At 70.3% G+C, this 13986-nt stretch carries 13 protein-coding genes; 6 read left to right on the forward strand and 7 right to left on the reverse strand.

The window, feature by feature from the left end; genetic code table 11:
• Positions 1 to 1590 (reverse strand): ABC transporter permease subunit, encoded by a 1590-nt coding sequence (locus GPA04_RS04265; protein WP_156222723.1) that lies wholly within the window; start codon positions 1588 to 1590, stop codon positions 1 to 3.
• Between the two features lie 137 nt (positions 1591 to 1727).
• Positions 1728 to 2990 (reverse strand): sugar ABC transporter substrate-binding protein, encoded by a 1263-nt coding sequence (locus GPA04_RS04270; protein WP_156222725.1) that lies wholly within the window; start codon positions 2988 to 2990, stop codon positions 1728 to 1730.
• A 156-nt stretch (positions 2991 to 3146) separates the two neighbouring features.
• Between GPA04_RS04270 and GPA04_RS04275 the strand changes: the two genes are divergently transcribed.
• Together GPA04_RS04275 and GPA04_RS04280 are read left to right on the forward strand one after the other, a co-directional pair.
• Complete coding sequence (locus GPA04_RS04275) at positions 3147 to 4184, forward strand: LacI family DNA-binding transcriptional regulator (protein ID WP_194238928.1); 1038 nt, start codon at positions 3147 to 3149, stop codon at positions 4182 to 4184.
• A 152-nt stretch (positions 4185 to 4336) separates the two neighbouring features.
• Complete coding sequence (locus GPA04_RS04280) at positions 4337 to 5227, forward strand: DUF559 domain-containing protein (RefSeq protein WP_156222727.1); 891 nt, start codon at positions 4337 to 4339, stop codon at positions 5225 to 5227.
• A 153-nt stretch (positions 5228 to 5380) separates the two neighbouring features.
• Here the strand turns inward: GPA04_RS04280 and GPA04_RS04285 are convergent, their stop codons facing one another.
• Both GPA04_RS04285 and GPA04_RS04290 read right to left on the reverse strand, forming a co-directional pair.
• The gene (locus GPA04_RS04285; RefSeq protein ID WP_156222729.1) at positions 5381 to 6850 is read right to left on the reverse strand and encodes an alpha-amylase; all 1470 of its coding nucleotides are present in this window, start codon (positions 6848 to 6850) and stop codon (positions 5381 to 5383) included.
• Between the two features lie 28 nt (positions 6851 to 6878).
• Positions 6879 to 7100, reverse strand: coding sequence for a KTSC domain-containing protein (locus GPA04_RS04290; protein ID WP_156222730.1), 222 nt, complete (start codon positions 7098 to 7100; stop codon positions 6879 to 6881).
• 103 nt (positions 7101 to 7203) lie between these two features.
• On the opposite strand from GPA04_RS04290, the gene GPA04_RS04295 reads away from it, so the two are divergent.
• Genes GPA04_RS04295 through GPA04_RS04305 form a run of 3 tightly spaced genes read left to right on the forward strand, consistent with a single transcriptional unit; the run spans position 7204 to position 9674 of the window.
• Positions 7204 to 8571, forward strand: a complete 1368-nt coding sequence (locus tag GPA04_RS04295) for an MFS transporter (protein WP_241680598.1) — start codon at positions 7204 to 7206, stop codon at positions 8569 to 8571.
• A complete protein-coding gene (locus tag GPA04_RS04300; protein WP_156222732.1) occupies positions 8568 to 9398 on the forward strand; it encodes a ChbG/HpnK family deacetylase in 831 nt (276 codons plus the stop codon). Before GPA04_RS04295 ends, GPA04_RS04300 begins: the two co-directional genes overlap by 4 nt.
• 45 nt (positions 9399 to 9443) lie before the next feature.
• Positions 9444 to 9674, forward strand: coding sequence for a hypothetical protein (locus GPA04_RS04305; protein WP_156222734.1), 231 nt, complete (start codon positions 9444 to 9446; stop codon positions 9672 to 9674).
• A gap of 6 nt (positions 9675 to 9680) precedes the next feature.
• Here GPA04_RS04305 and dusB read toward each other — a convergent pair whose 3' ends face one another.
• A complete protein-coding gene (dusB, locus tag GPA04_RS04310; RefSeq protein ID WP_156223089.1) occupies positions 9681 to 10832 on the reverse strand; it encodes a tRNA dihydrouridine synthase DusB in 1152 nt (383 codons plus the stop codon).
• Positions 10833 to 10949: 117 nt separating this feature from the next.
• Between dusB and GPA04_RS04315 the strand changes: the two genes are divergently transcribed.
• Positions 10950 to 11414: a YbaK/EbsC family protein gene (locus GPA04_RS04315; RefSeq protein WP_156222737.1), complete on the forward strand. Its 465-nt coding sequence runs from the start codon at positions 10950 to 10952 to the stop codon at positions 11412 to 11414.
• Here GPA04_RS04315 and GPA04_RS04320 read toward each other — a convergent pair.
• Positions 11363 to 13036 carry an N-acyl-D-amino-acid deacylase family protein gene (locus GPA04_RS04320; protein ID WP_156222739.1) on the reverse strand — a complete coding sequence of 558 codons (1674 nt, stop codon included), beginning with the start codon at positions 13034 to 13036 and terminating at the stop codon, positions 11363 to 11365. The two genes, GPA04_RS04315 and GPA04_RS04320, sit on opposite strands and share 52 nt — an antisense overlap.
• Positions 13033 to 13743: an IclR family transcriptional regulator gene (locus GPA04_RS04325; protein ID WP_162458516.1), complete on the reverse strand. Its 711-nt coding sequence runs from the start codon at positions 13741 to 13743 to the stop codon at positions 13033 to 13035. Before GPA04_RS04325 ends, GPA04_RS04320 begins: the two co-directional genes overlap by 4 nt.
• Positions 13744 to 13986: the final 243 nt, after the last annotated feature.

A 13986-nucleotide genomic window follows, 5' to 3' on the forward strand; every position in this document is an offset into this window, starting at 1 on the left:
TCAGAGCACCTCCTCGAGCTTGCGTGTCTGTCTGAAGCCCAACCACGAGACCAGGCCGACGATGACGAAGATGAGGATCGACATCGCAGCCGCCAGCCCGTACTGCTTGGTGCCCGCGACGACAGCCACCTTGTAGACGACCGAGATCAGGATGTCGGTCTCCCCCAGCGCCAGCGGGTGGCCCGGGATGTTGGGACCGCCCTCGGTCACGAAGTAGATGAGGTTGAAGTTGTTGAAGTTGAAGGAGAACGAGGCGATCAGCAGCGGTGCCACCGAGATCATCAGCAGGGGCAGCGTGATCGAGCGGAACACCCGGAACGGTTTCGCGCCGTCGATCTTCGCGGCCTCGTACACATCGCCAGGGATCGCCTGCAGCGCGCCGGTGGCGATGAGGAACATGTACGGGAAGCCGAGCCACAGGTTCACCGCGATGATCGAGAACCGCGCGAGCCACTCCTCGGTCAGCCACGGGATGTCCGCGCCGCCGAGGATCGTCGAGTTGATGAAGCCGTAGGGGTTGTTGAGCATGCCCTTCCAGACCAGCGCGGCGAGGAAGCCGGGGAACGCGTAGGGCAGGATCAGCAGCGACCGGATCAGCTTGCGACCCCGCACGGCGGGGTGGTTAAACGTCATGGCGAGGAACAGGCCGAGGAAGAACGTCGTCGCGACCGACAGGAACGCGAACGCGAACGTCCAGGCACCTGCCTGCAGGAGCGCGCTGCTGATCCGGGAGTCGGTCAGCATCCGCTGGAAGTTCTCGAACCCGATGGTCACCGGCCAGCCGGGGGTCAGCCTGGTGCCGTCCTGGGACTCGAAGAAGCCGCGGTCGTTCGGGGTGTAGACGGCGTCGGTCGTGACATCGGTGAAGGTGTCGGCGGCCTCGTCGTAGGAGAACCGGGGCGAGGACTGGAAGCCGACCGCGCCGGTCTGGGTGCGCACCCAGCCGTCCTCGGGGTCGTCGGAGAACGGCACCCGCAGCGCCGTCACCTCGCCCTGCACCTCGAGCACCTCAGCGAGGCTGAGGATCTGCCAGCCGGGCACCTCCTGGGGTGCGCCGCGATCGTCGATCGTCGCGCCGTCGACCGTGTCGAGCGGCTCGTCCGCGGTGCCCGCCTCGACGGTGTCGTCGACCACGACCGCGAAGCCGAGCTCTCCTGCCTCGTTCCGGACGACCTTGAGCGGTAGGTCGACCGCGCCCTCGACCCGGACGTCACCGGTGCGCAGGATCTGCTCGATCGCCTGGTCGCGCGAGATCGTGTTCTCGGAGCCGTAGTTGGTGAACGCGATGTAGGCCGTGTAGCCCATCGTGAAGACCTGGTACACGAGCAGGAAGATCACGCCCGGCAGCAGATACTTCGCCGGCACCATGCGCTTGCTGAAGTACACCCAGTTGACGACCACCAGGAGCACGACGGTGACGGCGAGGATCCACCACTCCTCCACCATGAACGAGGAGTAGACGGCGTACAGCAGCCCGGCGTTGATCACCGCCATCACGGCGAGCTTGGCGAACCACCAGCCGTTGAGCTCGCGGGCGTGCGAGGTGCTCCCCCGGGCCGGGGTCTCGTCCTTGGTGGCAACCGTGCTCATCAACACTCCGAGGGTGGCGCGCGTCGCGCTGTTGGGTATCGCTCCGAACGCGAAGGTACGGGGATGCGGCCTCGGAGGCGCCGTGTTCACGACGCCCCCGAGGACCTGCCGCCGCGCGCTCTCGCGCGGCGGGCGGATCAGCCGATCGCGCCCTGGATGTTCTCGACCATCGTCTGCCAGGCGGCAGCGGGGTCGCTTGCGTCACCGGCGATGATGTCGGCCTGCGTGGTGCCCCAGAACTCCCAGACCGCGCCCATCTGCGGCAGCGTCGGCATCGGGACACCGACCTCACCGGCCGCCGCGAAGCCCGCGACGATCGGGTCGTCGGCCGACACGGCGTCGGACGCACTGGTCAGTGCGGGGATGCGGCCGCCGGAGGTGTACAGAGCGGTCTGCACCTCGTCCGTCGCGACGTAGTCGAGGAGGAACGAGTTCGCCAGCAGCTGGTTCTCGGACGTGGCGTTGACGAAGAAGCCCTGCACGCCCACGAACGGGGTCGCGGTCTCGCTACCCGCCGCGGGGATCGGCAGCACCGAGACCTCGAGCCCGGCGTCGGTGAAGGCCGAGATGTTCCAGGGGCCGGTCACGATGAAGGCCGACTCGCCGTTGGCGAACGCCTCCTTGGCGATGTCGGCGGTGACAGCGGTCTGGAGCGCACCGGTACCGGCGGCGCCGTTGGCGGCGAGCCACTCAGCGAACGCGGTGCCGGCCTCGCCACCGAGCGCGAGCTCAGGGACGTAGGCGCCGCTCTCGTCGGTCGCGAACACCGGTGCACCGAACGAGGTCTGGAACGGGTACATGTGGTACGCGTCACCGCCGTCGCCCTGCTGCAGCAGCACCGGGTACTGAACGCCTGCGGCCTCACCGGCGGCGATCATCTCGTCCCAGGTGGCGGGCGCGACGTCGGTCAGGCCGTCGTTGCGGACGAGCGCGATATTCTCGATGCCGTAGGGCACGCCGTAGTTGGAGCCCTCGTAGTTGAAGGCGTTGACCGCCACGTCGACGAACTCCTCGGACCTGACACCGAGGTCGACCGGAGCGACGACGCCGGCGGTCACGAGCTCGCCGGTCCAGTCGTGCGCGCCGACGATCACGTCGGGGCCCTCACCGGTCGGTGCCTGCGCGAGGAACTCGGGGCGGATGTCGTCGAAGTTCTTCTGCACGATCTCGACGGTGACGCCGGTCTCGGACTCGAACTGTGCGGCGACCTCGGTCAGCGGCTCGGCACGGAGCTCGTCCGCCCAGATCGTGAGCGTGCCGCTGGCTGCGGGCTCGCTGGTCTCCTCGCCGGTGCTCTCGCCGTCGGTGGTGGTCTCCGTGTCGGTGCCACCGCCGCTCTGGCATGCGGCCAAGGCCAGGGTCAGGCCTGCTGCCGCAGCGATCATGATGCTTCGACGCATCTGTCCACTCCTGTGTGTGTCGTGACTCGGCCTGCGTCGCGACGTAGCGAACGGGGCCCTGTTCCGAGAAAGGTAACCGCGATCCTTCCGCCTTGCAAGAGTTTGCTGTAACTTTCAGGTCACGTTGCAGACGTGCACGTCAGACATGGAGGTCTCGTGAGCTCGACCAGCACCAGCCGCACTCGGCTGACCGATCTCGCCGACATGGCGGGGGTCAGCACGGCGACCGTCTCGCGCGTGCTCAACGGCAAACCGGGTGTGGCCGGCGAGACCCGGCAGTCGGTGCTGCAGGCCCTCGACCTGCTCGGCTACGAGCGGCCCGAGCGGCTGCGAGGTCGCTCGGTCGGGCTGATCGGGCTCGTGGTCCCCGAGCTGACCAACCCCGTGTTCCCGCTGTTCGCGCAGCGCATCTCCGCCTCGTTGGCCAGCTCCGGGTTCACGCCGCTGCTGTGCACCCAGGTCGCCGGCGGCACCACCGAGGACGAGTTCACCGAGATGCTGCGCGACCACGGCGTCGACGGCATCGTGTTCGTCTCCGGGCTGCACGCCGACCGCAAGGCCTCCACCGAGCGCTACCACCGGCTGCGCAGCGACGGCGTGCCGATGGTGCTGGTCAACGGGTACATCGACGGGCTCGATGCCTCCTTCATCTCGGCCGACGACGTGGAGGCCATGGAGCTCGCCGTGCGCCACCTCTCCTCGCTCGGTCACCAGCAGATCGGCCTGGCAGTGGGACCGGACCGGTTCACACCGGTCGTCAGGAAGATCGAGGGGTTCGCCGCGGCGATGAAGCAGAACCTCGGCGTCATCGACACCGCGCCGTGGGTCTCGTCCTCGCTGTTCACCCTCGAGGGCGGCCAGGCCGCCGCCAAGGAGCTGATCGAGAAGGGGTGCACGGGCATCGTGTGCGCCTCCGACGTGATGGCGCTCGGGGCCGTCAAGGCGGCGCGTGCCCTGGGTCTGCGCGTTCCCGAGGACGTCTCGGTGATCGGCTACGACGACTCCCCGCTGATCGCCTTCACCGACCCGCCGCTCACCACGATCCGGCAGCGCGTCGAGGAGATGTCTGCCGCGGCCGTCAACGCCCTGCTCAGCGAGATCGGGGGCGGCGGCGCCCCCCGCACCGAGCTCGTCTACTCCCCCGAGCTGATCGTCCGCGGCTCCACAGCTCCCGCCCCGCCCCGCCCGAGCTGACCCCCCTCCCGATTTCAACGCACTTCCGACCCGTTCCCGATTTCAACGCACTTTCGACGCCGGTTTCCACAGACGGTCGCCGATGCACCTCTGTCCACAGCACCCCATGACGGGTGTTGTGACCGGCTGTCCGACGGGGCTGAGATCGCACGATGGACATGGGTCGGCTGAGAGCGGTCACCGAACGCACCCTCGGGGTGTTCACCCCCGCGATCGCTGAGGAGAACGGGGTCGTGCGCCGTGATCTCCTCCGCCTCCGCAGGACGGGCCAGGTCAGGCACGTCTGCGGTCGAGGCCTGGCGATCGGCAACGACCCGCCGACGTTGCAGCAGCGCGTCATCGCCGCCCACCTGACGTGGCCAGACTCGATCGTCTGTTTTCGTACCGCGGCCCTGATCCACGGATGGCCTGTGGATGACGACGGCGCCACGCACGTTCTTCTCCCGAACGGCCGCAAGCCTTTCGGAGGTCTGGCAACGCATCACTGGAGTGTCAGACCTCTCGAAGTGGTCGACGCCGGGCTCTGGCGCGTCACTGACCGGAGGACCACGCTGGCCGACTGTCTCGGCCGACTTCCCGCGAGCGAGGCGTGGGGACTCCTTGCGTGGCTATGGACGCGCGACCTCATCACCGTCGACGATCTCGAGGCGCAGATCGCCGACCGGAAGCATCTCTACGGAATCGTGCGGCTCCGACGGATGCTCGCGGCGGTCCGACGCGGCGCCGTCAGCCCGGCCGAGATCGAGCTCCAGGACTTCCTCACCAACCGAGGCTTCGAGGGCTGGATCGGCGACCAGAAGATCATCGTCCGGGGCAGGATCATCGCCAGGGCCGACATCCTCTTCGTCGCTGAGCGGGTGATCATCGAGTTCGACGGCGAGCTTGCTCACCCTGAGTCGGCTTCCGCAACCGATCAGGCGCGCGACAAGCGATTGGACGATCTTGGCTATCACGTGATCCGCGTGCGCTGGGAGCGGCTGATCCATGAGCCGCGCGATCTCGTGAACGAGATTCGCGTCGCCCTCGCCGCCCGCGCCGCGTGACGGTGCGTCGACGACCTTGCGCGCGACAGCGCCAACCGGCGTCCTCCCGAGGCAGGGCTGGGACGGCAACTCGGAGCTGGAAGTGCGGTGAAATCGTGCCGTGGTCGAAAGGGCGGTGAAACCGCGCCGTGGTCGAAAGTGCGTTGAAAGCGGTCAGGGGCGGGCGAGCACGTGCAGCGCCAGGGCGGAGACCGGGGGCACCTCGGCGCTGAACGTGCCGTCGTCGGCGACCTCGACCACAGGGCCCGAGCACTCGCCGTCGACCATCGGTCCGGTGATCACGTCGCAGTAGCTGCCCGCCGGAAGCGTGGTGGTCCAGGTCGCGCTGAGCGGCTCGTCCGCCTTGTTGACGACGACGAACCCGGCGTCGCCTCGGCCGAACGCGATCGCACGCACGTCCTGCCACCAGCTGGTCATCGGCTGGCCCGCGGTGGCGTTGTGGAAGCCCACCATGCCGGTCACGGCCGGCCAGGCGTGCGTGCACACCCAGTCGCCGTCCGCGCGCTCGACGTCGACGTCCGGCTCGGCCGGGCACGTCGCGTCGAGGACGGCGCCGGCGTCGTCCAGCGCCGGACCCGCATCGCGGTCAGAGAAGGCGTAGCCCGAGTACACGACCGGCGTGCCGTAGTCGCCCGCCAGCAGCAGCACGTTGGCGAGTAGGTAGGTCGCCCCCTCGGTCGCGTCGAGAGTGCGGCCGTTGCGCTCGGTGTCGTGGTTGTCGACGAACGTCACCGCCTGCCCACCCTCCAGCATCCCGACGCTCCCGAGCTCCTGGAACCCGCGGATCGAGCCGCCCTCGAGCATCCCGACGATGTTCTCGCCCCACGCGAACTCGTAGACGAGCCCGGCGTCGACGTACTGCTCGGGCGTCACCGGCTCCCCCGCGGCGCGGATCACCTCCTGCAGGATCACCACCTCCTCCGGGAGCTCAGCGGTGATCGCGGCGATGTCCTCCGGCGGCATGTGCTTGGCGGCGTCGATCCGGAGACCGGTCACGCCGAGCGAGACCAGGTCGGCGAGGTAGGCGGCGAGCTGCTCGCGGACGTGGTCGTCCTCGGTGGCCAGGTCGGCCAGGTTGACCAGCTCGCAGTCGCGCACCTGGAAGCTGTCGCGGTAGTCGACGATGTCGTCGTCCGCCGTCCGCCCGCAGTGGTGGAAGTCGCTCTCGGTCCAGATCCCCGGGTACTCGTAGTGCGAGTAACTAGAACCGGCCCAGCCGGTCGCGATCGGTGCGTCGTCGGGTGCGCCCGTCATGTGGTTGACGACGGCGTCCGTGTACACCTCCACCCCCACCGCGTCGCAGCGGCGCACCATGTCGGCGAGCTCCTCGCGGGTGCCCAGCCGAGACTCCAGCTGGTAGGAGACCGGCTGGTACGCCGTCCACCACGCCTCGCCCAGGATGTGCTCCTGCGGCGGCGACGTCATCACCCAGCCGAACCCGGCCGGGCCGAGCACGCGCTCGCACTCGTCCGCGATCGCGTCCCAGGTCCACTGGAACAGCTGCACCCCCACGTGGCGCTCGACCTGTTCGGGCGCGGGGCCCGGACCGGGGTCGGCGGTGCACGCCGCCGTCAGCCCTGCGGCGAGCACCAGTGCGACCGCGGCACGTGCTTGTGAGCCCACGCTCGTCTCCCTCGCTCGGAACGCCTGCTCACCCTAGGTCGAAGATCTCCCGACCGGGATAGTGGGGCTTCACCTCGCGGTTGACGAAGGAGCCGATCGAGTCGGCCGCCAGCAGCTCGCGGTGCACCGAGGGCGGCACCATCGAGTAGCGGTACACGTCGCCGCCCGTGTACTCGATGTCGAGCTCGTTGGTGGTCGGGTCGTACCCGACGGCGGACACCGCACCCGACCGGACCGGAACCCTGCGCACGGCACCAGCCTGCGTGATCGCCGCGCGCACGGCAAGGCGCCGCACGAGACACGACCGGAGCAACCGTGCAAAGATCGCGGGCGATCCCGATCGGAGGTGCCCGGTGACCAGCGAGGCAGTCGTCCCTGAAGCCCGCACGCCGCCGTGGCGGTACGCGATCGGCATGTTCGGCACGTCGATCCCGATCAACATGATCAAGGGATCGATGATCCTGTTCTACGTCGACATGCTGGGCATGGACGCCCGCGTGTACGCCGGCGTCATGGTCGTGTACGCGATCATCGACGCGATCGACAACCCGCTGCTGGGTCACCTCTCGGACCGCACCCGGACCCGGTTCGGCCGCCGCCGCCCGTGGCTGCTGATCGGCGCGCCGCTGCTCGCGGCGTCGATGATCGCCTTCTTCTCGGCGCCCACCTCGCTCGACGGCGTGGCTCTGGTGATCTGGTTCGCCACCTTCGCGATCCTGTGCGAGGCGTTCGACTCGATGCTCAACGCCAACTACGGGGCGCTGCTGCCCGAGCTGTTCCCGGCCGAGCGGGCGCGCGCCAGCGCCAACGGGTTGCGGCAGGGGTTCCAGCTGGTCGCGCTGGTGATCTCGCTCGCCGTCACGCCGCTGCTGACCACGCGCGTGTTCGGGACCGAGGACACCACGGTGGGCTTCCGCACCACGGCGATCATCTACGGCGTGGTCGCCGTCGTCGCGATCTGCTTCATGGCGATCGGTGCGCACGAGAACCCGCGCTACGCCACGCGGGAGCGGACCCGGTTCCTGCCGAGCGTCGCCGCGATCCTCAAGAACCCGCTGTTCTGGAAGGTCGGGCTGATCGGGGCCTGCTACGCGATCCCGATGGCGCTGGTGCTCTCCGGCGTGCAGCTGTACGTCCGCTACTCGCTCGGGCTGCCGGTCGCGCAGACGCTGTACCTGCAGGGCGTCGTGATCCTGGTCGCCGGCGGCGGCCTCGTCGTGTGGACACGGGTGGTGGCGCGCAAGGGCGCGCTCTGGACCTGGCGGCTGGCCTTCCCGCTGCTGGCGGTCAGCTTCGTGGGGCTGTTCTTCGCCCGCGACCTGATCACCGGGATCGCCGCCGGGGTGCTGGTCGGGATCGGCTGGTCGGGGATGCTGGCGACCAACGACCTCATCGTCGCCCGCGTCCTGGACGGCGACGCCGTGCGGCACGGCACCCACCGCGAGGGCTTGTTCCTGTCGGCGTTCGGCACCCTGGGCCGGCTCAACGGGATCATCAGCGGGCTGGCGCTCGCCTCCCTCACCGTGTTCTTCGGGTACACCTCGGGCGACGATCCCGGTGCGGACCCCGGCACCGCGTTCCGGTTCTACATGTGCGTCTACCCGTTCGTGCTCGCCCTCATCGGCTCCGTCGCGGCACGCTTCCTGCACGTCCCCGCCCAGCTGCCGGCCGAGGCCGTCGCACCCGAGCCGCCGGAGCACGTCGCCGAGCGCACCGCGTGACCGAGCGGCGCCTCGTCGTCACCGCCGACGACCTCGGCCGCGACCCCCGCACCGACGCGACCGTGCTGGACCTGCTCCGGGAGGGCCACGTCACGGCCACCACGCTGCTCGCGGTCGCGCCCGGCGCCGCCGACGCCGCCGCCGGCGCGGTCGCGCTGGGCAGCACCCCGCGCCTGCATGCCACGATCACGAGCGAGCGCGGGCTCGCGCCCTGGCCGCCACGATCGCCCGGATCCGCCGTGATGGCCGACGGCGGCGCTCTCCCCCTGGACACCGGGCTCGCCCTGGCCAGGGCGAGCGTCGACGACGTCGTCGCCGAGGTGGCTGCCCAGCTGGCCTGGATGCGCGCCCAGGGCATGGCACCCGCGGGTCTCGACTCCCACGCCGGCACGCTCTACGGGCTCGACGGCGGCCCGTGGCTCCATCCGGTGCTGCGCTGGTGCGCCTCGGAAGGGCTGGCGTTCCGGCTCCCGCGGGACCTGCGGCCCTACCTCGGCCGACCGGAGCCCGAGGTGGCGGCGCTGCACGCGCGAGCGGTGGCGCTGGCCGATGACCTCGGCGTGGCGCTGCCCGCCGCGATGATCACCAACCGGAGCAGCGCCGCCGCCCTCGGCCGCTACGAGACGTTGCGGCAGCAGCTGGTGGTCGCTCTGGACTCGCTGCCCGCCGGGACCAGCGAGCTGTTCCTGCACCCCGCCGACGGGCTGCCCGGACCGGTCGGGCAGGTCCGCGCGTGGGAGGCACGGCTGCTGCGGGACCCGGTCTGGCACGACGCGGTCGCGAGCGCCGCCGTCGAGCTCGTCGGAGACTGGTGGTCCAATCCGTGACAGGCGTCATCCCGGCCCGCCCACGCGGTGTGACACGGTCTTCCCATGCCCCGCACGTACCTCTCGTTCATCGCGCTGGCCCTCTCGATCCTGTACGGCGCGGGTTTCGCCGCCCTGGACCCGACGCCGAACGGGTACGCCGCGGTCGGCGGTGCGCTGGTCGCGATCACCTGGATCGCCGTCGGGGTGTTCGGCAAGGACGACCCGGGGCCGCGCGCTGGCCCGACCGAGGACGCGATCCCTCCGTTCGGGACGCCGCCGGAGGACCGCCGATAGTGCCGGTCAGCCCCCGGAGACGCTCAGCTCGGCCCCGGCGAGCATCTCGCTGAGGCGGTCGTCGATCTCGCGGCTGGCCAACCAGCCGTCAGGCACCGCAGGCGTCTTGGGGCTGCCGGCCCGGCCGCGCGGACCCTCGGCACCCTCGCCCGGATAGGGCTGCTCGAGGTCGAGCACGCCGAGACGCTCGTCGAGCTCGGCGAGGCTGCTGACCAGGCCGAGCTGGGCGCGAGCCTCACCGCCCACCACGTAGCCCTTGAGGTACCAGGCCATGTGCTTGCGGAGCTCGCGCAGCGCGCGGCCCTCGTCCTCGAAGTGCTCCACCATCAGCTCGGCGTGCCGGCGGATCGCCTCCGCCACGGCCCGCAGGCCCGGCCGGACCCGCAGCGGCGAGCCGGCGAACCCCGCCACGAGGTCGGTGAACAACCACGGCCGACCCTGGCAGCCACGACCCACCACCACGCCGTCGCACCCGGTCTGGGCGACCATGGCCAGCGCGTCCTCGGCCGACCAGATGTCGCCGTTGCCCAGCACGGGGACATCGGTCACGGCGTCCTTCAACGCGGCGATCGCCTCCCAGTGCGCCGTGCCGGAGTAGTAGTCAGCCGCGGTGCGCGCGTGGAGCGCCACGGCGGCGACGCCCGCATCCTGCGCCCGCAGCCCGGCATCGCGATAGGTGAGGTGATCGGCGTCCACACCCATCCGCATCTTGATCGTCACCGGCACGCCTCCTGGCGCCGCCTCCTCGACCGCGCCTGTCACGATCGCGCCGAAGAGCTCGTGCTTCCAGGGCAGCACCGCTCCCCCGCCCTTGCGCGTCACCTTCGGTACCGGGCAGCCGAAGTTGAGGTCGATGTGGTCGGCGCGGTCCTCGGTCACCAGCATCCGCACGGCGGCCCGCACCGTGGCGGGGTCGACGCCGTAGAGCTGCACCGAACGGACCTTCTCGCTCGCGTCGTGGCTGATGATCCGCATCGACTCCGGCGTGCGCTCCACCAGCGCACGCGAGGTGACCATCTCCGCGACGTACAGTCCGACCGGCGCGGGCGAGGACGCGAGGTCGGCCTCCCTGCCGGGCGGGACGCCGTCGAGCCTGAGCCCCGCTGACGCCGCATCTCGGCACAGGGTGCGGAAGGGTGCGTTGGTCACCCCCGCCATCGGCGCGAGCACGAGGGGGGTGCCCACCTCGATGGGACCGATGTGCAGACTCACCCCAGCAGTATCGCCGATGCCGGCGCGTGCTCCGGCGGTGCCGGCGTCGATAGGGTCCACCTCGTGGCTGAGCACGCGTCGATCACGAGGTTCCGGGAAGCCCTCGCCGCAGCGGGCGGCACCGGTGAGATCAGGGTCCTGCCGGACTCGGTGCACACCGCGGCGCTCGCGGCACAGGCGCTCGGCTGCGAGGTCGGCGCGATCGCGAACAGTCTGCTCTTCGACAGCGAGGGCTCGCCCGTGCTGATCCTCACCTCCGGCGCTCATCGCGTCGACACCGCCGTGGTCGAGGACGTCACCGGGCCGCTACGGCGGGCGGACAAGGACTTCGTCCGGGTGCACACCGGTCAGGTGATCGGCGGCGTGTCCCCGATCGCGCACCCGAGCCCGATCCCCACCTACATCGACCCGTGGCTGCGGCGGCATCCCGTGCTGTGGGCCGCGGCCGGCCACCCCGCCGCGGTGTTCTCGACCAGCTACGACGAGCTGGTGCGGATGACCGGGGCCGTCGAGCTCGTCGTGGCCTGACCGCCCGACGCCGTGATCGACGAGGAACGTCCGCTGCGCAGCAACCGGCCGGGTCGCGCGTCGCGCTGGACTCCCCCTTGCACGACGAGCGTGCCACCGACCCAGACGTGCTCGATGCCCGTGGGCGCCTGGCACGGGTCCTCGAACGTCGCGCGATCGGCGACCGTCGCCGGGTCGAACGCCACGAGGTCCGCCACCTGACCAGGTGCGATCCGGCCCCGGTCGCGCAGCCCCAGCCGGTCGGCGTTGGCCGCACTCATCTTGCGGACGGCGTCGCTCAGCTCCAGGACGCCGAGCTCGCGGACATAGCGACCCAGGACCCGGGGGAAGGTGCCGTAGTGGCGGGGGTGCGGACGCCGCTCACGCTGATGGATGTCGATGGCGTTGCCGTCGGAGCCGATCGTCGAGAGCGGGTGCGCCAAGAAGGTCTGCATGTCCTCCTCGGTGCGGTAGGCCATCACGACCTCGACCTGGTTGCCGTGCCGCCGGCACAGCTCGAGGGTGAGATCCACCGGATCCACGGCCCGTTCGAGCGCGAGCTGGGCCATCGTGCGTCCGGCCAGTCCTGGTTCGGGAGCGTGAGCGATCGTCACCCGGTCCCACAGCCACGGGATGCCGCCGTACCACCCTCGTGCCGTCTCCTCCCTGGCCCGCCGGTACGTGTCGGGGTCTGTCAGCCGCTCCGACAGCGCGGCGGAGCCTCCGACCTGCACCCATCCGGGCAGGTACTGCGTGAGCGAGCTGCTCGAGGCCGCGTAGGGGTAGAGGTCGAAGCCGACGTGGTGACCGCATTCGACCGCGTCGTCGAACAGGCCCAGGTACTCGCTCGCCCTTCCCCAGTTCACCGGGTCGTTGAGGGCGACGTGGGAGTACTGGAGCCGGGCCCCCGATGCCGCCGACACCATCAACGCCTCGCGCACCGCATCGAGCTCGGCCCCGGCCACCGCGCGCGCGTGGGTCGCGTACAGGGCTCCCGCCGAGGCGACCGGACCGAGCAGATCGATGACCTCGTCGGCATCGCCGTAGCTCGAGGGCACGTGGGTGAGCCCGGTGCTCAGTCCGAAGGCACCCGCACGAAGCGCCGAGCGGAGCAGCTCGCGCATCGCGGCCTGCTCGTCGGCGGTCGGCGGGCGTTGCTCGACGCCCATGGTGGCCACCCGCAGGGTGCCGTGCCCGACCAGTGCCGCCACGTTGAGAGCTGGAGGTGCCGCCTCCAGTCGGTCGGCGTAGCCCTCGAGATCGGTCCAGTCCACGTCGAGAGGTGGCTCCCCGATCCGCGCCATGTGGTCGCGGTGCAGGTCGAGACGCTCGGCACCGTTCGGGAAGGCGGAGAAGCTGCAGTTCCCGACCACCTCGGTCGTCACTCCCTGCAGGACCTTGCTCTCGGCGGCCGTGCTCTGCAGGACGCTGATGTCCGAATGCGTGTGGATGTCGATGAAGCCCGGCGCCAGCACCAGGCCGTCCAGGTCCCACGACTGCGCATTACCAGCATCGGGATGATCGGCCGCAGCCTTGCCGGACGCGACGACATGCCCGTCGCTCACCAGCACGTCCTGCACCTGCTGTGGCCCACCGGTGCCGTCGACGACGACCGCTCCGCGGAGCAGTGCAGGACCGCTCACAGCACCAGTGCGGCGGCCTCGGAGCGCACCGCCGCCGCTACCTCGGGCAACGAGTCCTCGTCGAAACGCACGGTCGGTGCCGACAGGCTGATCGCGGCCACCGTCCGGCCGTCGCGGTCACGAACCGGCGCCGCGACGCAGCGCACTCCGAGCTCGCTCTCCTCGTCGTCGATCGCCCAGCCGCGCTCGCTCACCTCGGCGAGCTCGCGCATCAGCGGCGCGAGCGTCACGATCGTCCGCGGCGTCAGCCGGGGCAGCTCGGCGTTGCCGAGCAACCGTCGCACCTCGCTGCTCGGGCGTGCGGCCAGGAAGATCTTGCCGAGTGCCGTCGCATGCATCGGGTCCCGGGAACCGACCTGGGAACCGGTGCGCAGCCCGCGCACGCTCTCGAGGATGTCCAGGTAGAGGACCTCGTCACGGCTCGGGATCCCGAGGTTGACCGTCTCCCCGTACTCCTCCCAGAGCCGGACGAGGGCGGGGCGGGTGCGCTCGATGAGGTTCGCCGACCGCGGGGCCGGCTCGCTGAGTCCGGCCAGGCTCGGTCCGACCATCCAGCTCTGGTCCTGTCGGACGGCCCATCCCCGGCGCTCGAGAGCAGTGAGCGTGCGGTACAGGGAGGGTCTGCTGATATCGGTGTCACGGCTGAGCTCGCTGACGGTCTGCCCGTTGGGCTGGGCCGCCGCCAAGGTCTCGAGGACGTCGATCACGCGATCGACGGACGATTGCGCAGGTTTGCCAGCAGTGTCTTGATCCGGCTCCGAGAGTGCCATCACGATCACCTCCAGAGGCGAACGTACACAATGCGCGCTCGTCCGACTAGCGGACAGTTGTACGTTTCGGCCCGGTAAACATCCTGCGAGTGTCTTGACGACCGCGCAACGCTCTGCTGTGATGTGACCGTTCAGTGACACAGCCGTCCGCTCAGCGGACACTTGACGGCGAGGAGAGCC

Origin of the sequence: Pseudactinotalea suaedae (assembly GCF_009733815.1) — a bacterium.
GTDB classification, from domain to species: Bacteria; Actinomycetota; Actinomycetes; order Actinomycetales; family Beutenbergiaceae; genus Pseudactinotalea; species Pseudactinotalea suaedae.